21 protein-coding genes are annotated in these 21,034 nt (G+C 69.0%); 8 read left to right on the top strand and 13 right to left on the bottom strand.

Annotation, left to right across the window (positions count from 1 at the left end):
* Positions 1-17: 17 nt before the first annotated feature.
* The 3 genes from mraY to K2Y56_RS14815 all read left to right on the top strand — a co-directional run bounded on the left by mraY (position 18) and on the right by K2Y56_RS14815 (position 3,818).
* Positions 18-1,103: a phospho-N-acetylmuramoyl-pentapeptide-transferase gene (gene mraY, locus K2Y56_RS14825; protein WP_292508862.1), complete on the top strand. Its 1,086-nt coding sequence runs from the start codon at positions 18-20 to the stop codon at positions 1,101-1,103.
* Positions 1,104-1,110: 7 nt separating this feature from the next.
* Positions 1,111-2,469, top strand: coding sequence for a UDP-N-acetylmuramoyl-L-alanine--D-glutamate ligase (gene murD / locus K2Y56_RS14820; RefSeq protein ID WP_292508859.1), 1,359 nt, complete (start codon positions 1,111-1,113; stop codon positions 2,467-2,469).
* Between the two features lie 80 nt (positions 2,470-2,549).
* Positions 2,550-3,818: an O-antigen ligase family protein gene (locus K2Y56_RS14815; protein WP_292508856.1), complete on the top strand. Its 1,269-nt coding sequence runs from the start codon at positions 2,550-2,552 to the stop codon at positions 3,816-3,818.
* 7 nt (positions 3,819-3,825) lie between these two features.
* Here the strand turns inward: K2Y56_RS14815 and K2Y56_RS14810 are convergent, their stop codons facing one another.
* The 5 genes from K2Y56_RS14810 to K2Y56_RS14790 form a co-directional block, all read right to left on the bottom strand.
* Positions 3,826-4,125: a hypothetical protein gene (locus K2Y56_RS14810; protein ID WP_292508853.1), complete on the bottom strand. Its 300-nt coding sequence runs from the start codon at positions 4,123-4,125 to the stop codon at positions 3,826-3,828.
* Between the two features lie 10 nt (positions 4,126-4,135).
* Positions 4,136-5,467 (bottom strand): NAD(P)/FAD-dependent oxidoreductase, encoded by a 1,332-nt coding sequence (locus tag K2Y56_RS14805; RefSeq protein ID WP_292508920.1) that lies wholly within the window; start codon positions 5,465-5,467, stop codon positions 4,136-4,138.
* A 161-nt stretch (positions 5,468-5,628) separates the two neighbouring features.
* Positions 5,629-6,276 carry a maleylacetoacetate isomerase gene (gene maiA, locus K2Y56_RS14800; RefSeq protein ID WP_292508850.1) on the bottom strand — a complete coding sequence of 216 codons (648 nt, stop codon included), beginning with the start codon at positions 6,274-6,276 and terminating at the stop codon, positions 5,629-5,631.
* Between the two features lie 82 nt (positions 6,277-6,358).
* The gene (locus tag K2Y56_RS14795; RefSeq protein ID WP_292508847.1) at positions 6,359-6,640 is read right to left on the bottom strand and encodes a type II toxin-antitoxin system RelE/ParE family toxin; all 282 of its coding nucleotides are present in this window, start codon (positions 6,638-6,640) and stop codon (positions 6,359-6,361) included.
* The gene (locus K2Y56_RS14790; RefSeq protein WP_292508845.1) at positions 6,630-6,878 is read right to left on the bottom strand and encodes a type II toxin-antitoxin system Phd/YefM family antitoxin; all 249 of its coding nucleotides are present in this window, start codon (positions 6,876-6,878) and stop codon (positions 6,630-6,632) included. The genes K2Y56_RS14795 and K2Y56_RS14790 overlap by 11 nt, the downstream gene beginning before the upstream one ends.
* Positions 6,879-7,114: 236 nt before the next feature.
* On the opposite strand from K2Y56_RS14790, the gene dgcN reads away from it, so the two are divergent.
* Positions 7,115-8,137 carry an N-acetyltransferase DgcN gene (gene dgcN, locus K2Y56_RS14785; RefSeq protein WP_292508842.1) on the top strand — a complete coding sequence of 341 codons (1,023 nt, stop codon included), beginning with the start codon at positions 7,115-7,117 and terminating at the stop codon, positions 8,135-8,137.
* On the top strand, positions 8,134-9,123 hold the full coding sequence (dgcA, locus tag K2Y56_RS14780) for an N-acetyl-D-Glu racemase DgcA (protein ID WP_292508839.1): 990 nt from the start codon (positions 8,134-8,136) through the stop codon (positions 9,121-9,123). Before dgcN ends, dgcA begins: the two co-directional genes overlap by 4 nt.
* Before the next feature lie 62 nt (positions 9,124-9,185).
* Here the strand turns inward: dgcA and tolB are convergent, their stop codons facing one another.
* From tolB to ruvB, 8 genes are all read right to left on the bottom strand, one after another.
* A complete protein-coding gene (tolB, locus tag K2Y56_RS14775; protein WP_292508836.1) occupies positions 9,186-10,508 on the bottom strand; it encodes a Tol-Pal system beta propeller repeat protein TolB in 1,323 nt (440 codons plus the stop codon).
* Between the two features lie 132 nt (positions 10,509-10,640).
* The gene (gene tolA / locus K2Y56_RS14770) at positions 10,641-11,918 is read right to left on the bottom strand and encodes a cell envelope integrity protein TolA (RefSeq protein WP_292508832.1); all 1,278 of its coding nucleotides are present in this window, start codon (positions 11,916-11,918) and stop codon (positions 10,641-10,643) included.
* A gap of 13 nt (positions 11,919-11,931) precedes the next feature.
* Positions 11,932-12,378, bottom strand: a complete 447-nt coding sequence (locus K2Y56_RS14765; protein ID WP_292508829.1) for a biopolymer transporter ExbD — start codon at positions 12,376-12,378, stop codon at positions 11,932-11,934.
* Between the two features lie 25 nt (positions 12,379-12,403).
* On the bottom strand, positions 12,404-13,120 hold the full coding sequence (gene tolQ / locus K2Y56_RS14760) for a protein TolQ (protein WP_292508826.1): 717 nt from the start codon (positions 13,118-13,120) through the stop codon (positions 12,404-12,406).
* Positions 13,121-13,318: 198 nt separating this feature from the next.
* Positions 13,319-13,729 carry a tol-pal system-associated acyl-CoA thioesterase gene (gene ybgC / locus K2Y56_RS14755; RefSeq protein WP_292508824.1) on the bottom strand — a complete coding sequence of 137 codons (411 nt, stop codon included), beginning with the start codon at positions 13,727-13,729 and terminating at the stop codon, positions 13,319-13,321.
* Positions 13,726-13,854, bottom strand: coding sequence for a hypothetical protein (locus K2Y56_RS14750; RefSeq protein ID WP_292508925.1), 129 nt, complete (start codon positions 13,852-13,854; stop codon positions 13,726-13,728). Before K2Y56_RS14750 ends, ybgC begins: the two co-directional genes overlap by 4 nt.
* A gap of 7 nt (positions 13,855-13,861) precedes the next feature.
* The gene (locus tag K2Y56_RS14745; RefSeq protein WP_292508822.1) at positions 13,862-14,122 is read right to left on the bottom strand and encodes a type II toxin-antitoxin system ParD family antitoxin; all 261 of its coding nucleotides are present in this window, start codon (positions 14,120-14,122) and stop codon (positions 13,862-13,864) included.
* 60 nt (positions 14,123-14,182) lie between these two features.
* Positions 14,183-15,244 (bottom strand): Holliday junction branch migration DNA helicase RuvB, encoded by a 1,062-nt coding sequence (gene ruvB, locus K2Y56_RS14740; protein ID WP_292508819.1) that lies wholly within the window; start codon positions 15,242-15,244, stop codon positions 14,183-14,185.
* Between the two features lie 227 nt (positions 15,245-15,471).
* Between ruvB and K2Y56_RS14735 the strand changes: the two genes are divergently transcribed.
* The 3 genes from K2Y56_RS14735 (at position 15,472) to K2Y56_RS14725 (ending at position 20,993) form a co-directional block, all read left to right on the top strand.
* Positions 15,472-16,200, top strand: coding sequence for a trypsin-like serine protease (locus K2Y56_RS14735; protein WP_292508817.1), 729 nt, complete (start codon positions 15,472-15,474; stop codon positions 16,198-16,200).
* Between the two features lie 71 nt (positions 16,201-16,271).
* On the top strand, positions 16,272-17,516 hold the full coding sequence (locus K2Y56_RS14730) for a metallophosphoesterase (protein WP_292508814.1): 1,245 nt from the start codon (positions 16,272-16,274) through the stop codon (positions 17,514-17,516).
* A gap of 3 nt (positions 17,517-17,519) precedes the next feature.
* Positions 17,520-20,993 (top strand): YhaN family protein, encoded by a 3,474-nt coding sequence (locus K2Y56_RS14725; RefSeq protein ID WP_292508811.1) that lies wholly within the window; start codon positions 17,520-17,522, stop codon positions 20,991-20,993.
* Positions 20,994-21,034: the final 41 nt, after the last annotated feature.

Genomic DNA, 21,034 nt, shown 5'->3' with positions numbered 1-21,034 from the left:
TCTCGATCGAGCCCTGGATGCTGTACCTTCTGTCGGACCTGAGCGGCAGCTTCTCGCCGTTCAACGTCTTCCGATACATCACCTTCCGCACCGGCGGCGCGCTGTTCACGGCGGGCTTGTTCGTGTTCTGGTTCGGGCCGCTGATCATCTCGTCCCTGCGTCTGCGGCAGGGGAAGGGCCAGCCGATCCGCGAAGACGGGCCTCAATCTCACCTGCTCACGAAGCGCGGCACGCCGACCATGGGCGGGCTGATGATCCTCGCAGGCGTCGTCGTGGCGATCCTGCTTTGGGCCAACCCGCGCAACCACTACGTCTGGATCGTGCTCGCGGTGACCCTCGGGTTCGGCGCGATCGGGTTCTACGACGATTATCTCAAGGTGACGAAGCAGTCGCACAAAGGGTTCTCCGGCCGGTTCCGGCTGTTGCTGGAAGCCGCGATCGCCCTGGCCGCCTGCACCGTGATCGCCGTCTACTCGCCGCCCGCTCTGCAGAACCAGCTCGCCTTCCCGGTCTTCAAGGACGCGCTGCTCAATCTCGGCTGGTTCTACGTGCTGTTCGCCGCCTTCGTCATCGTCGGGGCCGGCAATTCGGTGAACATGACCGACGGCCTCGACGGCCTCGCCATCGTGCCGGTCATGATCGCATGCGGTACCTTCGGGGTGATCGCCTATCTCGTCGGCAACGTCTTCACCGCAGGGTACCTGCAGGTGAACTACGTCCGCGATACCGGCGAGCTCGCAGTGGTCTGCGGGGCGGTGATCGGGGCGGGCCTCGGCTTCCTGTGGTTCAACGCCCCTCCGGCCCAGGTCTTCATGGGCGATACCGGATCGCTGGCCTTGGGCGGACTTCTCGGCACCATCGCGGTGGCGACGAAGCACGAGATCGTCCTCGCCATCGTGGGCGGGTTGTTCGTCCTCGAGATGATGTCGGTCATCATCCAGGTCGCCTCGTTCAAGCTAACGGGCAAGCGCGTCTTCCGCATGGCGCCGATCCACCACCATTTCGAGCAGAAGGGCTGGAAGGAGGCGCAGGTGGTGATCCGGTTCTGGATTATCGCCGTGATCCTGGCGCTGGCCGGCCTTGCCACGCTGAAGCTGCGCTGAGAGCGGCATGACACCCGCCACCACCTTCGCCGGCCGGACCGTCGCCCTGTTCGGGCTCGGCGGCTCTGGCCTCGTCACGGCGCTGAGCCTTCAGGCGGGAGGCGCCTCGGTCGTCGCCTGCGACGACAGCCCCGACAGCATGGCCCGCGCGCAGGCTCAGGGCATCTCAACCGGTGACCTGCGGGACGCCGATTGGTCGGGTTTCTCCGCCCTGATCCTGGCGCCCGGCGTGCCCCTGACCCATCCGGTGCCCCACTGGACGGTGGGACGGGCGAAGGCCGCCGGCATCGAGATCGTCGGCGATATCGAGCTGTTCTGCCGCGAACGCCGCAGGATCGCGCCCGGCTCGCCCTTCGTCGCCATCACGGGCACCAACGGCAAATCGACCACGACCGCGCTCGTCGCCCATGTCCTCGCTCAGGCCGGTTGGGATGTGCAGATGGGCGGCAATATCGGGACCGCGATCCTGTCGCTGGAGCCGCCATCAGCCAGCCGGGTCCACGTGATCGAGATGTCCTCCTTCCAGATCGACCTGACGCCGTCCCTCGATCCGAGCATCGGCGTCCTCCTCAACATCACGCCGGACCATCTCGACCGGCATGGGTCGATGGAGAACTACGCTGCGATCAAGGAACGGCTGATCGCCGGCGCCGCTCTCGCCGTTATCGGCATTGACGATGCTCCGAGCCACGCCATTGCCGAGCGCTGTAGCGGCCCGCTGATCCGCGTCCATGTCGGCGAAGTCCCTTCTGCCTTCGACGGCCTGTCGGCACGCGAAGCCGCCGTCTTCCGCGCCGGCAGCCGTATCGCGGACCTCACGGAAATCGGCTCGCTCCGGGGCGCTCATAATTGGCAGAACGCTGCGTTTGCCGCCGCCTGTGGCGAGGCGCTCGGCATTGACGGGGCGGCGCTGCAGGCGGGATTGCGCTCCTTCCCCGGCCTGCCCCACCGCATGGAGGAAGTCGGCCGCAAGGGCCGCGTGCTTTTCGTCAACGATTCCAAGGCGACCAACGCCGATTCCAGTGAGAAGGCGCTCTCGGCTTTCCACGACGTCCATTGGATTCTCGGCGGCAAGGCAAAGGAGGGCGGGATTGCGCCGCTGTCGCCGCTCTTCGACCGCGTCGCCCACGCCTACCTGATCGGCGCGTCGAGCGATGCGTTCGCCGAGACCCTGGAGGGGCAGGTCCCCTATACGCGCTGCAGTACTCTCGACATCGCGACCAAGACCGCCGCAGAGGCTGCTCTCGCCTCGGATGCTCCGGAGCCGGTGGTTCTGCTCTCGCCGGCCTGCGCCTCCTACGACCAGTTCAGGAGCTTCGAGGACCGCGGCGACCAGTTCAGGGCTTTGGTGCGCGGCCTTCTCTGAGATCCCTTCGCCGAATCTCAATCATTTCGTGAGCTTGCTGCACGCGAGTCCGGGGTGCGTTCCGCCCCGTGGAGTTGCGTATGGCGTCGTCAATCGCCGCGAGCCCGTCGCGATGGCGGCAGGGGGCCTGGGCGGGCATTCCGGTCCTGAGCGTCATTCGCGGCGTCGCGTCCGCGATGCTCGCCGCCTTCGTGTTCTTCGCATGCTTCGCCTTCTCCGATACCTCGCCCTACGACATGGTCGCGATCCCGACGATCCTGATCTGGCTTTGCCTCGGCATCCGGATCGAACGGGGCATCGTACCGTTCCTCGTCCTGATCATCCTCTACGTGTCGGCGATCGTCATCGGGCTGATGCCCTATCTCGACGAGGAGCTTCCCGTCGCCTGGACGATCCAGCTCGCCTATCTCGCCATCACCGGCGTGTTCTTCGCGATGGTGTTCTCGGGCGAAACCACTCGCCGGATCGACCTTGCGCTGAAGGCCTATACGGTGAGCTGCCTGTTCTCGGCCGTGCTCGGCATCCTCGGCTATTTCGGAATCATCGGCGAGGAAGGCCTGTTCATGGTCTATGGCCGGGCGGCGGGCACCTTCAAGGACCCGAACGTCTTCGGCTCCTTCCTCACTCTCGGTGCCCTCTACCTGCTGCACGGGTTGTTCGCGGGCACGAGCCGCCGTCCGCTCCTGTCGCTGGCCGGAGTGCTCGTTCTGCTTGCCGGAATCTTCCTGTCGTTCTCGCGCGGCTCCTGGGGTGGTTCCCTCGTCGCCATCGCGGTCATGATCGTCGCGATTTACCGTAGCAGCCCCTCGGCTGCCCTGCGCAGGAGGATCGTCGTCCTGTGCGTCGCGGCCTCCACGGCAGGCGTGCTGGCCCTCGGCACCCTCCTTCTCGTCGGCAACACCGCCGAGACCTTCCAGAAACGTGCAGCCGTCACGCAGGATTACGACGAGGGCGAAACCGGCCGCTTCGGCAACCAGATTCGCGGCCTGAACATGCTGGTGGAGGAGCCCCTGGGCCTCGGCCCCCTACGGTGGCGCCTGACCTTCGGGTTGGAGCCACATAACTCGTATATCGGCAGCTTCGCGAATGGCGGCTGGCTCGGCGGCGCGGTCTTCATCGGCCTCGTGGTGGCGACGGGCTTCGTCGGCTTCCGACTGATGCGGCTCGACTCGCCCTATCGCCGCCACGCCCAGATCGTCTGGCCGGCACTCCTGATGTTCTTCCTGCAGGCGATGCAGATCGACATCGAGAAGTGGCGCCACGTCTACATGATGATCGGAATGGTCTGGGCGCTCGAGGCGGCGCGGCTGATGTGGCTGGCGGGTGGAGGTCCCCGTCGCCGGGGATAGACCTGAATCACTCCGCTTCGCCATGCCCCGTCCACGTCGTCGCGAAGGCTGCGAGCTGCCTTGCATCGGCGAAGGCCATCACCCGAACGATGCGCTCGGATGGCATCGCACCAGGGTAGGGCGCAATCAGCACCGTCTCGGTGCTCAGCCTGGCACCCGGAGCGCTGGCCGAGAGCCAGGCTTCAGCGTCATCGCTGAGCCTTTCGGGGTCGGTGGGATGAAGCGCGCGGGAATCGGCGCGCAGCACGAGGACGTAGGCGCCGAGCCTCGGATTGCGCTGCTGGATTGCCTGGATGATGTCGATCATCGCACCCGCCTCAATGCAGCTTCACCCGCGCCTCGGTCCGGCGCGTCAGGGCGCGGGCGACGGCGTCGAGGCCGGTCTTGACGGTGCCGTGCAGGGCCTGCTCGTGCATCTTGTAGAGCGAGCGATACATCATCCGGGCGAACAGCCCGGCGATGAACATGTTCTTCCCCTGGATGAACCCCATCAGGTTGCCGACGGTGGAATATTCTCCGAGCGAGACCAGGGAGCCGAAATCCCGGTACTTGAACGGCTTCAACGGCTTGCCGGCGATGATGTTCGGGATCTGCTTGATGAGGTGGCTCGCCTGCTGATGGGCGGCCTGAGCGCGCGGCGGGATCGGCGTGTCGGAGCCCGGCTCGACGAGATAGGCATTGTCGCCGATGGCGAAGATCGCCGGGTCGCGCGTCGTCTGCAGGGTCTGGGTCACGACGAGCTGGTTGTTGCGGGTGGTCTCGAGGCCACCGAGATCCTTGAGGAAGGGCGGCGCCTTCACGCCCGCAGCCCAGACCACGAGCTCGGACGGGATGAAGCCGCCATCGGCGAGCTGGACCCCATCGGCGCGGACCTCTGTGACGCGAGCCTGGGTGCGGACCTCGACGCCGATCTTGTTGAGGAGCGCCATGACCTCGCCCGAAAGCCGCACCGGCACTGCGGGCAGGATGCGCTCGGCCGCCTCGACAAGGGTGATCTTGAGGTCTTTCGCCGGGTCGATCCGATCCATGCCTGTGGCGGCGACGTCACGGGTGGTGCGGTGGAGCTCAGCGGCAAGCTCGGTGCCGGTGGCGCCGGCGCCGATCACGGTCACGTGGAGCTGCCCAGGCCGCACGGGGCCAACCTGAGTATGGGCGCGCAGCATGCCGTTGATGAGGCGCTGATGGAAGCGTACCGCCTGCTCCTGCGTATCGAGGGCGATGGCGTGTTCCTTGACGCCGGGCGTGCCGAAATCGTTCGTGGTCGAGCCCACCGCCATGACCAGGGTGTCGTAGGGGACCGACCGCTCGGGTGTCACTTCGCGGCCTTCATTGTCGAAGCTCGCCCCGAGCTGGATCGTCTTGGCCTGCCGGTCGAGGCCGGTCATCTGGCCGATGCGGTAGCGGAAATGGTGCCGGTGCGCGTGGTGGAGGTAATCGACCGCATGGTGGCCCACATCGAGGCTGCCGGCGGCGACTTCGTGCAGCAGCGGCTTCCAGATATGAGTGCGCGCCCGATCGACCAGCGTCACGTGCGCCTTCTTGCGCCGCCCGAGGCTGTTGCCGAGCTTCGTCGCGAGCTGAAGGCCGGCTGCGCCGCCGCCTACCACCACGATGCGATGCAGATCGTTCTCGGTCTCGCCCGGTACCATGCCTTGCCCCTCATGCGGTTCGGCCATGACGGCCGCCACCTCGTTCGGATCGTCAACGACCCGGCGGCCCTCAGGTTTTCACCCCGGGTGCCGTCACGATCTTAAGCGATATTGATGAGCAAATTCCAAGCATCGCTGCGATAAGGGCGACCCGGACCTTTTCAGGGCTTCGGCGCTCCGGGCTGGCGCAGGGGATGCGCCTTGGCGATGGCGTCGAGGGTAAGGCATTCCTCCGCGATCCGCCGCACGGTGGGATAGGCTTGAGTCTCGACCCCGAAGATGCCGGTGCCGATCCAGAGGCTGACGAGGCACAGATCGGCGTGGCTGATGAAATCCCCTTGAGCGAACCGGCCGGTCCCGGGCTCCTGAGTCAGCCGCGTTTCCAGGGTCGCGAGACCGCGGCCGAACCAGTGCCGGACGAAGCCGAGCATCGTCTCGCGAGGCACCCCGTATGTCTCCATGACGTAGGTGCGCACCCTCGGCACGTAGAGCGGATGGGTATCGCAGGCGACGACCTGGGCCAACGAGCGCGCCCGTGCCCGTTCCCGCGGGTCGGCGGGCAGCAGTGGCGTGCCGGGATGGGTCTCCTCGAGGTAATCGAGGATCGCCAGCGATTGCGTCAGCGGCGGTCCCTCGCCGTCGAACAGGGCCGGCACCGCGCCCTGCGGATTGATGGCGAGAAACTCGGGCTTCAGCTGGTCGCCGGCATCGAGGTCGATGAAGGTCTCCTCGTACGCGATACCCTTGAGGTTGAGGGCGATCCGCACCCGGAATGCGGCGGCCGAGCGCCAATTGCCGTACATCTTCATGAGCGATCGTCCTGATTTTTCTTGGCTTCGTTCGCCGACGCCCACGTCGCGCACCCAATTGTATCGGGTGCCGAGCTTGCCGTCATCGCGTCTCCGGCACCTTGTAGACGGCGCTGCGATCGCGCTTGCCGACGGCGATGACGACCACGACGACGTGCTGGTCACGAACGTCGTAGACCAGTCGATATCCCGCGCTTCGCAGCTTGATCTTGTAGCGATCCTTGCTGCCGGAAAGTTTCGCGGAGGGCACGCACGGCGCCTCGAGCCGCTCGGTGAGTTTTGCCTTGAACTGCTCCCGAATGTTGCTGTCGAGCTTTTTCCATTCTTTCAGGGCCGGGCCGATGAACCCGAGCTCATAGGTCACTCAGGGCGACCTTGATGATGGGCTCATCCGCGCGGGCGTCGGCGATCGCATTCAGCTCGGCATCTTCCAGGCGATTCATCATGGCCTCGTACATGCGGGCCGGCACGCAGTAGAAGGCAGGCTCGTTCCGGTTCAGGATCGCCACGGGAGCTCCCTCGCCGGCCGCAACGGTCCCCATGGGATTCCTCTTCAGCTCCGAGACGCTCGCCGTCACTTCCGCAAGAACGAGGCTCGTCATCGCACTCTCTTTGGTTCGTTTGACAGCACTCGAAATAGCACTCGCGATGGTGCCCTTCAACGCGTGGGAGCGATGGGCCGCCTCAGGAGCCTGTTCCATGAATCTGCCGCCGTCCGCGCCAGTCCGAGCAGGAGGCCATAACGCGTGGCCCCGGTCATGATCTTGGATTTGGCAAGCTGCGCCGCCGGGCCTAGAGGGAAGCCGAACGACGCACCCGATCGGTGAGACTTCACGCCATGCAGATCGCCACGCCCTACCTGATGTTCCTCGGCGACGTGCCCGACAAGCTCGCCGCCAAGACCGCCTTCGGCATCGCCGATTGGCGCCCCGAATGGTGCGTCGGCCAGCTCCGCATGCCGGGCTGTGCCGCCGATCTCGGCATTCCCGACCTGACTCTTCCGCAAGCGGTCGAGAAGGGCTGCCGCACCATGGTGATCGGCGTCGCCAATGCCGGCGGCGTGCTCCCGGGTCATTGGGTCGACCAAGTGGTGGCGGCCCTCGATGCCGGGCTCGACGTCGCCAGCGGCCTGCATGTCCGCCTCGGCTCGGTACCGGAAATCGCCGAGGCCGCCGAGCGCAACGGCCGCCAGCTTCACGACGTGCGCCACAGCGCCGAGACCTTCGACACCGGCAAGGGCACGAAAAGGTCGGGACGCCGGCTGCTCAGCGTCGGCACCGATTGCTCGGCGGGCAAGAAATACACGGTGCTGGCCTTGGAGCGCGGCATGCGGGAACGCGGCCTCGACGCGGATTTCCGCGCCACCGGCCAGACCGGCGTGTTCATCTCCGGCCGCGGCGTCGCCATCGACGCGGTGGTGGCCGACTTCATCTCCGGCGCCGTCGAGTGGATCGCCCCCGCCGCCGCCGCCGACCACTGGGACCTCATCGAGGGCCAGGGCTCGCTGTTCCACCCGTCCTTCGCCGGCGTCAGCCTCGGGCTTCTCCATGGGGCCCAGGCAGACGCCTTCGTGGTCTGCCATGAGCCGACCCGTACCAAGATGAGGGGCGTCGAGCATCCGCTGCCGACGATCCAGCAGGTCATCGACCTGACCGTGCAGCTCGGTAGCCTGACCAATCCGGGGATCCGCCCGGTCGGCATCGCGGTGAACACGCAGGCCCTCGGCGAGGATGAGGCCAAGGCGCTTCTCGCCGAGCTTGCTGAGACCCATGGGTTGCCCGCCACCGACCCCGTTCGTTTCGGCGTCGATCCCATCGTCGACCGGATCGTCACGGAGTTTCCGGCGGGATCGGCCGCATGAGCCGCCGCCTCAGCGTCGCCGTCGAACGCTTCCCCATCGCGGGCGCATTCACCATCGCGCGGGGCAGCCGCACCGAAGCGGTGGTCGTGGTCGCAAGCGTGGTCGAGGAGGCGGACGGTCTCAAGGGCTGGGGCGAGTGCGTGCCCTATGCCCGCTACGGCGAGAGCGTCGAGAGCGTCTCCGATCAGCTCCTGGCCCAGGTTGAGGCCATCGCCGCCGGAGCCACACGCCTCGAGCTCCTCGACGTGATGCCGGCAGGGGCCGCCCGCAACGCCCTCGATTGCGCGCTCTTCGACCTCGAGGCAAAACAGCTCGGTCGGCCCGCCTGGGAGATCGCCGGTCTCACCGCGCCGCAGGTCGCCACCACTGCTTACACGCTCAGCCTCGGCACGCCTGAAACCATGGAGGCGGCTGCCCGCGCCGCTGCTTCTCGGCCACTCCTCAAGGTGAAGCTCGGCGGGGAGGGCGATCCCGAGCGCATAGCTGCCGTGCGCCGGGGCGCGCCGGAATCGCGCCTGATCGTCGATGCCAACGAGGCGTGGCGGCCGGGCACCATCGACGCCAACCTCGCCGCTTGCGTCGAAGCTGGCGTCGGGCTGATCGAGCAGCCGCTGCCTGCTGGCGACGACGCGCTCTTGAGCGAAATCGCCCGGCCGATCCCCATCTGTGCCGACGAGAGCCTGCATGACCGGGCCGGGCTCGACGCCCTCGCGGCGCGCTACGACGCCATCAACATCAAGCTCGACAAGGCCGGCGGCCTCACGGAGGCGGTGATGCTCGCCCACGAGGCGCGGGCGCGCGGCTTCTCGATCATGGTCGGCTGCATGGTCGGGACCTCCCTCGCCATGGCCCCGGCCATGCTGCTCGCCCACCATGCCGACTACGTCGACCTCGACGGCCCGTTGCTGCTGGCCCGCGACCGCGATCCGGGACTCGTCTTCGAGGGCAGCCTGATCCACCCGCCGGCGGCGGCGTTGTGGGGGTGAGGGATTTCCCGTTACCGAGATAAGCGTGCTCCCCTCCCCACAAGGGGGGAGGAGAGATGCTCCTACCGCCCCGCCAGCAGCGGCGACCAGGACGGGTCGGAGGCGTAGGACGGGGTCGGGACCGGCTGTTCGACCTTCCCGGTGATGTCGACCATGTAGAGCTTGCCGCCGCCCTCGCCGCCGGGATCGCGGAAGAACACCACGTACTGGCCGTTCGGCGCGAAGGTCGGTCCCTCGTTATGGAAGCCCTCGGTCAGCACGCGCTCGCCCGAGCCGTCGGGCTTCATCACGCAGATCGCGAAGCCGCCCTTGCGCTGGCGGGTGAAGGCGATGAGGTCGCCGCGCGGCGACCAGGCCGGCTGTGAGGCCGAGCCCTCGCCGAAGGAGATGCGTGTGGGGTTCGAGCCGTCGGCGCCCATCACGTAGATCTGCTGCGAGCCGCCGCGATCGGATTCGAACACGATCCGGCTGCCGTCGGGCGAAAAGGTCGGCGAGGTGTCGATGGCGTTGCCGTTGGTGATCGGCGTCTGCGCCTTCGAGCCGAGATCCATCGAGACGATGTCGGCATTGCCGCCCTGCTGCACGCTCATCACGATGCGGCGGCCGTCGGGCGAGAAGCGCGGGCTCGTGCTCATGGAATCGGCCCGGCCGAGGGCCTGGCGCGAGCCGGTCTCGAGGTTGATGACCTGGATGCGCGGCTGCTGCCCCGTCGCCTGGGTCATGTAGGCGATGTCCTGGGTCGCGGGCGAGTAGCGCGGCGCCACCACCGAGCTCTCGCCGTTGGTGAGCGCGCGGACATTGGCGCCGTCCTGGTCCATCACCATCAGGCGCTTGCGGCGGTTCTCCTTGGTGCCGCCCTCGTCGACGAAGGCGATCCGGCTGTCGAACCACGGGCCGAGACCGGTGATCTTGGTATAGACCGAGTCCGAGATCAGGTGGCCGGTGCGGCGGGCATTGGCGGCATCGGTGCCGTATTGCTGGCCGGCCATCTGCTGGCCCGAGGTGACGTCCCAGAGCCGGAACTCGACCTTCAGCCGTCCCGAGGCGTCGCGGGAGACCCGGCCGGTGACGAGGCCCTGAACGCCCGCCGCGCGCCATTTCTCGAAGCCGGGCACCGCGTCGAAGCCCGGATTCTCGGGGAATTTTCCCTTGTCGAGGGGCGTGAAATAGCCCGACCGCCGAAGATTGTTGGTCACCACGCTCGACACCAGCAGCCCGAGGCTTGCGTCGCCGGCAAAGTCGGTGATCGCGATCGGCATCGGCTGGAACGCACCGCCGCCGATGCGAAGCTGAAGCTGGGCGTTGGCCGGGGCCGCGAGGCCGAACAGGGCCAGGGCGAGGATTGCGAGGAAGGAGGCCAAGCGCTTCGATGAGCTTTGGAGCATGGTTGGTTCCGAGTGTTGTAGCCGGGATCGTCTATTGCGGCGCATCGTTTCGAAGATCCTCCCCGTCATTCCGGGTTCACCTCCGGCGCCCCGGAATGACGGGGAGGGAGACGAGAAAGGGGATGATTGACCTCACGCCCGCGAGAATTCGAACTCCGCGTTGATCGCCTTCCAATCGTTGTAATACGGCGCGTATTGGGTGGGGATCTTGTAGGGGGCGCAGCGACGGACTGCCCGCAGAGCCGCCTGGGCGATCGACTGGTCGACCGCGTTGGCGCCGCCGCGCATGATCCGCGGCTCTGTCGTGAGGGTGCCGTCGGGGTTCAGGCGGATGTCGAGCATCGGTAGCACTACGCCCTGGGATGCGCCGGGCGGCGCCGAGTAGCAGCGCTCGATCTGCTGCTGCAGCATCCCGACGAGAGCGTCCCTGAGCGAAGGCGACAGGCGCTGCGAGGTGCCGGTGGCCGCGCCGAGGGCGGCCGTGCGCTGGACATCCCGGCCGGTGGCGCCGGTCGATTGCGAGGGCACCTTGGAGGCAAGCAGCTGCTTGATGTCGCCGGCGCTGAATTTCTCCGCGAGCTCGGCCTGTTTCTTCGCCTTGGCTTCCGCATCGGCCTTGGCCTTGGCATCGGCCATCGCCTTGGCTTTCGCCTTCGCGGCGGCTTCCGCCTTCGCCTTGGCTGCCGCTTCGGCCTCGGCTTCCGCCTTGGCCTCGGCGATCTCCTTCTGGCGCTCGGCTTCGGCCTTCGCCTTCTCGGCCTCCGCCTTGGCTTTCTCGGCCTTGGCCTGCGCCTCGGCTTTCGCCTTCGCGGCGGCCTTGGCGGCTTCCGCCTTGGCCTCGGCTTCGGCGCGCTCCATCAGCTCGGCCATCTGCTCGCGCTTCAGGGCCTCGGCCTTTGCCACTTCTTTTGCCGCCTCCTTCGCGGCCTCTTTGGCAGCCTCCGCCTTGGCCTTGGCGGCTTCGGCCTTCTGGGCCTCGGCTTTCGCCGCAGCCGCGGCCTTTGCGGCTTCCGCAGCCTTGGCGGCCTTCTCGGCGGCCTTGGCCTCCTCGGCGGGGTCAGGCTCGTTCACCCGCAGCGGCATTTCTTCGGCATTGGCGACCTTGATGTCCGCCGGGCGCTTCGGCGGCGCGGGGGCGTCGACCTTGGCGTTCTCCGGCTCGCGCTCCTCGAGCTTGTCGGCGACGCGGTCGGCGCGGGTCTTGGCGTCGGGCAGCGGCTTGTCGGCGTTGCGCTCGCCCTTGGTGAGCTCGGAGAATTGCTGCTCGGTCATCACCTCCACCGGCACGCCCTCCTGGGCGTCGGGCAGGGCGGGTGCTGCGACGGCGAGGAGCGCCACGGCAAGCAGGCCCACATGCGTGGCCGCCGAGATCCAGACGCCCGGCTCGCTGCGGTCGAAGGGAATCCTCACCAGCCCGGGCCCGCTACTTCTGGTCCGGCTCGGTGACCAGGGCCACCTTCTTGAAGCCGCCGCCGGTCACGATCGCCATGACCTGGGCGACGCGGCCGTAATCGACCCGCTTGTCGCCGCGCACGAAGACCCGTTCCTCGAAGCCGGATTTGGCCGTATCGGTGAGGCGCGGCACGATGGTGTCGTCGGTGAGCTCGTCCTCGCCGAGGAAGACCTGGCCGGTCTGGCGGATCGAGAGCGTCACCGGCTTGGTGTCGGAATTGAGCGGGCTCGCCTTCGATTGCGGCAGGTCGAGGGGAACGCCGACCGTCATCATCGGAGCCGCCACCATGAAGACGATGAGAAGCACGAGCACGACGTCGATGAACGGCGTCATGTTGATCTCGTTGATGGCGCCGCCGCGCCGGGCCCGCCGCCGCCTTTTGCCGCCGCCCTGTGCCGCTCCGTGAGCCATGGCCATGGTCGCTTCCCTTGGTCGTGAGGCGTCAAGCGACGAGCGAGAGGCGCTCGTCGATCTGCCGCGACAGGATGGCGGAGAACTCGTCGGCGAAGCCCTCCAGACGCGACTGGAACTTCGACACCGAGGATTGCAGCTTGTTGTAGGCGAGCACGGCGGGAATCGCCGCGAACAGGCCGATGGCCGTCGCGAACAGGGCCTCGGCGATGCCGGGTGCGACCACGGCGAGCGAGGTGTTCTTCGAGGCGGCGATCGCCGTGAAGGCGGTCATGATGCCCCAGACCGTGCCGAAGAGGCCGATATAGGGGCCGGCCGAGCCGATCGAGGCAAGGAACAGGAGGCGCGACTCGAGACGCTCGACCTCGCGCTGGATCGTGACGTCGAGGACCTTGTCGATGCGCTGCGACAGGCTCTGGATCTGCCGGCCCGAGCCCTCGAAGGAGCGCTTCCACTCGCGCATGGCGGCGACGAACAGGGCGCCGAGATTGCTCGGCTGGCGGTCGTTGAACGAGCGGTAGAGTTCTTCGAGCGAGCGGCCGGACCAGAACGCCTCCTCGAAGGCGTCCATCTCGGCCTTGGTGCGGCGGTAGAGCAGCGTCTTGTCGACGATGACCGACCAGCTCCAGATCGAGGCGCCTACGAGGCCGACCATCACCGCCTTGACGACGAAATGCGCCTGCCAGAACAGCCCGAACAGGCTCATGTCGGCCGAGGGCATCGCGTGCATGGCATCGGCGGGATTCATGATCGGCGATCCTTGCGAAAAACCCAGCCTCTGCCGCAGGCCGGCGCGGCGGCCGGCATGGGTAAGCGAGACAGAACCGTCAGCGATTTCAACGCCTAATCGCCCCTGAATCTGTCGAAAGTAAGGGGCAGTGCAGCATCGCTCGCCGCCCCTGTCATGACGGGTCAGGGTTAACGATGTGTTGCGGCGCGGCTCCCGTTAGGTCGCGGCGCGGTCCGGAGACAGGGCTCGGCGCAGGCCGTCGGGCAGCCGCACGGCGCGGCCGTCACGGACGCAGGCAACCACCACCTCGGCCGAGACGAGGAGCTCGTCCCCTCGCCGAATCTCCTGGCGCAGGTGCATCGAGGCGCCGCGCAGCTCGCTCGTCCAGGTCCGGATATCGAGGAGGTCGTCCATCCGCGCCGGTCTGGCATAGTCGAGCACCATGCGCCGAACGACGAAATGCAGGCCTTCCGCGTCCCTATGCAGGTCCGACTGGTCGCCCGCGAGACCTCGCAGCAGCTCGGTTCGTCCGCGCTCCATGAAGCGCAGGTAGCTCGCATGGTAGACGAAGCCCGAGAAGTCTGTGTCCTCGTAATAGACCCGGATCGCCAGGCTATGGACGCTCACGAGACGGCCTCCGAGGACAGGTCGACCACCACGATCTCCGGCGGCACGCCGAAGCGGACCGGCGCGATGCTCATGCCGAGGCCATCGTCGAGGGCATCCGGGCTGAAGCGAACCTCATGCGTCACGGCGGGCTCAGACGGTCCGACCCGGTTCGCCGCTCAAGGCTCGCCGGACGTCGGCGAGGGACCGGGATAAGCCGGGCTCCGACGCCATGCGATCGTAGACAGCAGCGACGCGAGTGCGCAGCCATTCATCCGTCTCGTCCTCGAGGGCCCGCAAGCCTTCGCCGATCACGTCGCTCTCACCGGCATATTCACCAGTCGCCACCTTCGCCCGCACCATCTCCGCCAGGTCAGTGTGAAGGGAAACGCTGAGATCTCGTGTCGCCGACATTCGTAAGAGCCCGTCTCGCCATCGATCCTCCGCGTATCGTAGCACGGCTCTCGCGTCCGCTCACGCATCCGGCTCATCGCCGCCGAACAGGCCGAATTGCGAGCCCGGATCGCGTTTCGGCTCGGCGAAGCCCATGTGCTTGAAGGCGTGGCGCGTCAGCATCCGGCCGCGCGGGGTGCGCTGGACGAAGCCCTTCTGAATCAGGAACGGCTCGATAATGTCCTCGATGGCGTCGCGCGGTTCGGAGAGGGCCGCCGCGATGGTCTCGATGCCGACGGGGCCGCCGCCGAAGGAGGTCGCGATCATGGTGAGGTATTTCCGGTCCATCACGTCGAGGCCGGCGGGGTCGACGTCGAGGAGCTGGAGCGCCCGGTCGGCGATGGCGCGCGTCACGGTCGGTGCGTCCGCGACGATGGCGAAGTCCCTCACCCGCCTCAACAAGCGCCCGGCGATGCGGGGGGTGCCGCGCGCACGCTTGGCGATCTCGTTGGCGCCTTCGGCCGACATGCCGAGGCCGAGCACCCGGGCGGCACGGGTGACGATGAGCTCGAGCTCGTCGACGTCGTAGAATTCCAGGCGGATCGGGATGCCGAAGCGGTCGCGAAGCGGCGTCGTCAGGAGGCCGGCGCGGGTCGTGGCGCCCACCAGCGTGAATTTCGGCAGCTCGATCTTCACCGAGCGGGCGGCCGGCCCCTCGCCGATGATGAGGTCGAGCTGGTAATCCTCCATCGCCGGGTAGAGGATCTCCTCCACCGCCGGGTTGAGGCGGTGGATCTCGTCGATGAAGAGAACGTCGCGCTCCTCCAGATTGGTGAGCTGCGCCGCGAGGTCGCCCGCCTTGGCGATGACCGGTCCGGAGGTCGAGCGGAAATTCACCCCGAGCTCGCGCGCGACGATCTGGGCGAGGGTGGTCTTGCCCAGCCCCGGCGGCCCCACGAACAGGACGTGGTCCAGCGCCGAGCCGGTCTTCTTTGCGGATTCGATGAAGATCTGCATGTTGGCGCGGGCCGCGCGCTGGCCGATGAACTCGGCAAGGCTCAGCGGTCGGATCGAGGTCTCGACGTCGTCGGCCTGGTGCCCGGCGGTGAGAAGCGAAGTCGGAATGGGTTTGGGCTTGGTCAACGGGACTCGCGAGCGTCAGCCTCGGGGATGCGCCAGACGGCATCGCCGGCACCTTACCTGTCGATGGCGGAACGGGCGATAGCATGCCGGGGCGGCCTCGTGCATCTTCCGGAAGGCTGCTGCGGCTTGGCGTCCGCTTGAACGAAGGAGCGCGGCGCTTACCCTTTTTCCCAGCCCAGGATGGGCCGGCGCGACGGCCCGGCCTCGACACGGATGTGATCGCCCCGATGACAACCTGCCCCGGAAGGCCTCGCCTCGGACCCAGTCTCGCCTCCGCCGCGATCCTCCTCGCCACGGCCCCCGCACAGGCGATCCAGGGCGGCGCTCCGGCGCGCGCCGGCGATGCCCTGGCGCAGGCCACCGCCGCGGTCGGAACGGTCCTTCAGCCCGGCGAGGACCTCAAAGTCAGCCAGTGCACCGGCGTCCTGATCGGACGTTCCCGTGTGATGACCGCGGCCCATTGCGTGCGCGACAGTCCTGTCGGCGCCCTGGTGGTGTTCTACCGGGGAAGCCGCCCGGCGGGGCCTGCCTATTCGGTCGCCAGCGTCTCGCGCTACGCCATCGGGGGGGCGCTGCCGACCGGCGATTTCGGCGCCAACCTCGCCGCCCTCATCCTCGACGTCGCCGTCCTGCGCCTCACCGAGCCGGTGCGCGACCGCCGCCCGATACCGCTCGCGCGCCGCGGCGGCAGGCCGCCCGCGACCCTGGAACTCGCCGGCATCGGGCTCTCTGGCAACGCTCCCGGCATGCTCCGCACGACGCTTCTTCGTCCCATCGCCGTGTCAGAGTCGGGCCTCACCATCGCCCGCGCCATCGGTTCCCTCGTCTGCATCGGCGATTCCGGCGGGCCGGTGGTCGAGCGTGGCCGTGGCGTGCGGCTCTGGGGCGTTGCGAGCGCCGTCATCACCTCGCAGCCGCCCTGCGGCGACATCGTGGTGATCGCACCCGCGACGTGAATCGCACCCCCTGTGCAGACCGTGCGCTGAGGACGTGACAGCCTGCTTCGATCCGAGCTAGGCGGAGGGGAATGGTTGCGTTCACCTTCATCCATGCCGCCGACCTGCATCTCGGCAGCCCGCTGGCCGGCCTCGCCCTCAAGGATGCCGAGGTGGCGCGGGCCTTCGCGTCGGCCGGGCGGCGCGCCTTCGAGGATCTGGTCAGCCTCGCCATCGAGCAGCGCGTCGCCTTCCTGATCGTCGCGGGCGACGTCTATGACGGCGACTGGGCCGACAACACCATCGGGTTGTTCTTCGCCCGCCAGGTCGCCCGCCTCGACCGCGCCGGCATCCCGGTGGTGCTGGTGCGCGGCAACCACGACGCCGAGAGCGTCATCACCAAATCGATCACCCTGCCACCATCCGTCCGCAGCTACCGCGCCGACCGCGCCGAGACGCACCGCCTCGACCACCTCCGCGTGGCACTCCACGGCCGCAGCTTTCCGAACCGGGCCGTGGAGGAGAACTATGCGCTGACCTACCCGGCGGCCGTGCCGGGCTGGTTCAATATCGGCGTGCTCCACACCTCCTGCACGGGCTCGGCGCTCCACGACGCTTACGCGCCGTGCTCGGTCGCCGACCTCGCGGCGCGAGGCTACGATTATTGGGCGCTCGGCCATATCCACGAGTATGGCGAGCTCTCCCGCGACCCCTGGATCGTCTTCCCCGGCAACCTCCAGGGCCGCTCCATCCGCGAATGCGGGCCGAAGGGCGCCGTCGCCGTCGAGGTGGCGGATGGCCGGGTGAGGCAGGTTCGCCGGATCATCGTCGACCATGCCCGCTTCGCCCTGGGCGAGGTCGATCTCGGCGGGCTGGAGAGCGAGGCCGAGGCGCTGTCCGCCATCGACGCGGCGCTAAGGCCCCTGGCACGGGACGCGGGCGGCAAGCTCCTGGCCCTGCGCCTGCGCCTCGTTGGCGAAACCCGGCTGCACGACCGCATCGCCGCCGACCGCGAGGCCTTCAGGGCGGAGGTCCAGGCGGCGGCCCAGCGCATCCACGAAGATATCTGGCTGGAACGCCTCGTCGACGCCACCCGCCGGCCGGAGAGGTCGGAAGTGCGCGGGGCGGCGGACCTCACCGCCATCGATCCCGTTCGGCTCCTCGCTCAACTCGACCGCGACCCGGACTTTCGCGCCCGCGCCAAGGCGGCGCTCGCCGAGATCGGAGGCAAGATGCCCGGCGGCGTCGCTGCCGAGACCGATCTGTCAGACCTCGACGCCCTGTGCGCCGAGGCCGAGGCGATGATCGTCGGGCGGCTCTCGGGGCGGGATTGCTGAGCGATGCGCCTCTGCCGCCTCGACCTCGAACGCTACGGCCCCTTCAGCGACCGCAGCCTCGTCTTCCGGCCCGGCGCCCGGCTCCACGTCGTGCTCGGCCCCAACGAAGCGGGCAAGAGCTCGGCGCTCGCCGCGCTTACCGACCTCCTGTTCGGCATCGAGGTCCGGACCCGCTACGCCTTCCGCCACGAGATGAGCGCTTTGCGCCTCGGCGCCGAGATCGAGGCCGGCGACGGGCGGCGCCTCGCCTTCCGCCGTCGCAAGGGCAGCCGCAATACCCTGGTGGATGCCGCCGACGGACCGCTGCCGGAGGATGCCCTCGTTCCTTATCTCGGTGCCCTGAGCCGCGAGGTGTTCTGCCGTGCCTTCGGGCTCGATGCCCGCAGCCTGCGCCAGGGCGGCCAGGAGATGCTGACGAGCGACGGCGAGGTCGGCGCCAGCCTGTTCGCCGCCGCCTCGGGCCTGCGCGGCTACCACGACCTTCAGAAAGGACTCGGCGAGGAGGCGGAGCGCATCTTCGCGCCGCGCCGCGCCAAGGACCGGGCCTTCTACCAGGCCCTCGACCGCTACGAGGCCGCGCGCAAGGCGATCCGCGAGACCGAGCTGCGCACCGGCGACTGGCGTGACCTCAATGACGAGATCGCCGCCGCAGCGCAGCGCCTCGATGCGATCCGGAAGGCGCGCGAGGGCATCGCCGGCGAACGGGCGCGGCTGGAGCGCCTCAAGCGCGTCAGCCCGCTGGTGGCCGAGATCGATGCCGTCGCGGCCGAAGCAGAGGCGGATTCGAGCCTCGTCGAGGCCTCTCCCGCCTGGATCGATCGCCTCGGCGAGGCCCTGGGCTCCGTCCGCGCCGCGGAGACCGCCTGCGCGGAGACGGCACAAGCCCTCGCCGAGGCCAGCGCCGAGCTCGACGCGGTCGCCGTCGATCCCGCCCTGCTGCCGCAGGGCCAAGAGATCCTGGACGGGTTTCGCGGGATCGACCGATTCGACAAGGACGGGATCGACCTGCCCCGCATCCAGGGGGAGGCTGACCGCGCCGCCTCCGAGCTCGACCGGCTCGCGGTGCGGATCGGGGTGCTCGGTCGGGACGATCTGGCTTCGCGTCAGCCCTCGGACGCGGTCCGCGCCCGGATCGAGGCGCTGATCCGCGACGGCCGCGAGCGGAAAGCCGCCCTGGCGCGCCTGACCCGGGACCGGGCCGAGGCGCAAGCCGAGCAGGCGGATCTTGCCCGCGAGCAGCAGGCGGAAGGACCGCCCCTCGACCCCGCGCCCCTGCGCGCCGCCTTCAAGGCCTTCGCGCCGCTGCGAGACGATCTCGCCCGGCGCGACGCCCTCGAAGCGACGATCCGACACGAGTCCATGCTGCTGGCGGGCCAGGCCGCTCGCATGATCCCCGGGGTGGCGGACGCCGCCGGGCTCAGCCATGCGCCGCTGCCTTCGCCCGAGACGGTCGCGCGTTACCGCGCCCTGCTGGAGGGCAAGGAGCGCGAGCGCGAGCGCGCCCTCGACGCCTGCGCCGCGGGTGACGCCGCGGTCTCGGCGACGGAAACCCGCCTGCGCCGCCGCGAGGCCGGCCGGCCGATCCCGAGCCGGGCCGAGCTCGACGCCCTGCGGCTCACGCGCGACGGGCATTTCGCGGCCTTGAGGGCGGCCTTGTTCGACCGCGCGGCACCGCTCGCCGCTTCCGACATCGCCGGTTTCGAGCGGGCGATGATCGAGGCCGACCGCGTGGCCGACGACCTTGCGGCCGATGCCGCCCGCGTCGCCGAGCAGGCCACCGACCGGCAGCGCCTCGGCACCGAACAGGAGGCGGCGGCCGAGGCGCGAGCCCAGCTCGCCCGGATCGAGGCCGAGCTCGCCGAGGGGCTCACCGGCTGGTGCGAGGTCTGGGTGGGGGCCGGCATCGCGCCGCTTCCCCCGGCCGAGATGTTGGCTTGGCTCGGCGAGGCGACGAACCTCATCGAGGGGCATCAGGCCCTGGAGAGCCGCCGCAACGAGGTCGTCACCCTCTCGCGCCGGATCGATGCGGTTCGCGCGCCGCTTTCCGATCTCGCCCGCCGCGCCGGCCTCGACGGCGCCGAAGGCTTCGATCCCGGCCTCCTCCTCACCCGCCTCGAGGATCGCATCACGGCCCTTGCGGCGGCCTGGGAGACCGGGCGCGAGGCGCAGGCGAGGCTGCGCGCCGCCAATGCCGGCCTCGCCCGACTCGACGCCGCCCATAGGGAGGCCTCCTCCGCCCATGCCGCCTGGCTCGCATCCTGGGACGCATCCATCCCCGCCATCGGACTTAGCGAGGAGGCAGGCATCGAGGAGGCGGAGAGCGCTCTCGAAGCGTGGCGTGCGGTGCCCTCGGCGCTCCGCGACTTCGAGACCGCCACCCGCCGCGTCGCCGGCATTCTTCGCGATCGCGAGGTCTACCGTGACGGCGTCACCCGGCTCCTCGAGACGATCGCCCCCGACCTCCTCGCCATGGCGCCGAGCGCCGCCATCCGCACTCTGCACGAGCGCCTGCAGCGGGCTCGCGACGGCGAGGTCCGGCGGCTCGCCCTGACCCGCCACCGCGACGAGGCCGCCCGCCGGGCCGAGGCCGCGCGGAACACCCTGGTCCAGGCCGGCGAGGCGCTGATCCATCACCTGGCGGAGGGCGGGGTCGCTCCTTCTGCCCCGTCGGAGGTCGCGGTGCTCCACGGCCGCCTCGGAGCGCGGGCGCGGCTGAGGGCAGAGCTCGCCGCGCGCCGGGCCGAGCTGACCCGCGCCGCCGGTGGCATCGCCGAGGCGGACCTGCGCGCCGAACTCGCTGCGATGACCCCCGACGAGATCGAGGCGGCGCTCGTCCGCCTCGCCATGGAGGAGGAGGGCCACGACCAGGACGGCCGCGTCGTCTTCGCCGATCGGGACAAGGCCGAGCGGCGAAGGGCCGAGCTCGAAGGCGGCACCGGTGCGGAGCTGGCGCTGGCCCAGCGCAAGGCGGCCGAGGCCGAGCTGCAGGCCGCCGCCCGGGCCTGGTCCGTGCTGAGGCTCGCCCAGCTCATGCTCGGCAGCGCCATCGCCCGCCACCGCGCCGGGCAGCAGGACCCGCTCCTGGCCCGGGCCGGCGACCTCTTTTCCGGTCTGACCGGCGGCAGCTTCGATGGGCTGGCGCAGGATTACGACGAGGCCGACATCCCCCGCCTCACCGGCCGCCGGCCGGACGGCGAGCGCGTCGCCGTGGACGGCATGAGCGAGGGCACCCGCGACCAGCTCTACCTCGCCCTGCGCCTCTCCTACCTCCAGGATTATGCCGCACGCGGCGAGCCGGCGCCCTTCGTCGGCGACGACCTCTTCCTCACCTTCGACGACGCCCGCACCGGCCACGGCCTCGAAGCCCTGGCCTCGATCGGCGAGACGATCCAGCCGATCCTGTTCACCCACCACGCCCACGTGGTCGACATCGCTCGGGCGCGGCTCGGGGAGGCGGTGGATATCGTGACGATTTAAGGGGGCGCGCACCTGAACCCTCCCCTCTGCGGGGGGGGAGG

Origin of the sequence: Methylobacterium sp. (genome assembly GCF_019745455.1) — a bacterium.
GTDB lineage: Bacteria > Pseudomonadota > Alphaproteobacteria > Rhizobiales > Beijerinckiaceae > Methylobacterium.
This window is presented reverse-complemented; position numbering and strand designations above follow the sequence as displayed.

What these genes read in the sequence shown, in the direction of transcription:
- mraY (WP_292508862.1), top strand. Translation starts at nt 18, where the DNA reads ATGCTGTACCTTCTGTCGGACCTGAGCGGCAGCTTCTCGCCGTTCAAC.
- murD (WP_292508859.1), top strand. Translation starts at nt 1,111, where the DNA reads ATGACACCCGCCACCACCTTCGCCGGCCGGACCGTCGCCCTGTTCGGG.
- K2Y56_RS14815 (WP_292508856.1), top strand. Translation starts at nt 2,550, where the DNA reads ATGGCGTCGTCAATCGCCGCGAGCCCGTCGCGATGGCGGCAGGGGGCC.
- K2Y56_RS14810 (WP_292508853.1), bottom strand. Translation starts at nt 4,125, where the DNA reads ATGATCGACATCATCCAGGCAATCCAGCAGCGCAATCCGAGGCTCGGC.
- K2Y56_RS14805 (WP_292508920.1), bottom strand. Translation starts at nt 5,467, where the DNA reads ATGGTACCGGGCGAGACCGAGAACGATCTGCATCGCATCGTGGTGGTA.
- maiA (WP_292508850.1), bottom strand. Translation starts at nt 6,276, where the DNA reads ATGAAGATGTACGGCAATTGGCGCTCGGCCGCCGCATTCCGGGTGCGG.
- K2Y56_RS14790 (WP_292508845.1), bottom strand. Translation starts at nt 6,878, where the DNA reads ATGACGAGCCTCGTTCTTGCGGAAGTGACGGCGAGCGTCTCGGAGCTG.
- dgcN (WP_292508842.1), top strand. Translation starts at nt 7,115, where the DNA reads ATGCAGATCGCCACGCCCTACCTGATGTTCCTCGGCGACGTGCCCGAC.
- dgcA (WP_292508839.1), top strand. Translation starts at nt 8,134, where the DNA reads ATGAGCCGCCGCCTCAGCGTCGCCGTCGAACGCTTCCCCATCGCGGGC.
- tolB (WP_292508836.1), bottom strand. Translation starts at nt 10,508, where the DNA reads ATGCTCCAAAGCTCATCGAAGCGCTTGGCCTCCTTCCTCGCAATCCTC.
- K2Y56_RS14765 (WP_292508829.1), bottom strand. Translation starts at nt 12,378, where the DNA reads ATGGCCATGGCTCACGGAGCGGCACAGGGCGGCGGCAAAAGGCGGCGG.
- tolQ (WP_292508826.1), bottom strand. Translation starts at nt 13,120, where the DNA reads ATGAATCCCGCCGATGCCATGCACGCGATGCCCTCGGCCGACATGAGC.
- K2Y56_RS14745 (WP_292508822.1), bottom strand. Translation starts at nt 14,122, where the DNA reads ATGTCGGCGACACGAGATCTCAGCGTTTCCCTTCACACTGACCTGGCG.
- K2Y56_RS14735 (WP_292508817.1), top strand. Translation starts at nt 15,472, where the DNA reads ATGACAACCTGCCCCGGAAGGCCTCGCCTCGGACCCAGTCTCGCCTCC.
- K2Y56_RS14730 (WP_292508814.1), top strand. Translation starts at nt 16,272, where the DNA reads ATGGTTGCGTTCACCTTCATCCATGCCGCCGACCTGCATCTCGGCAGC.
- K2Y56_RS14725 (WP_292508811.1), top strand. Translation starts at nt 17,520, where the DNA reads ATGCGCCTCTGCCGCCTCGACCTCGAACGCTACGGCCCCTTCAGCGAC.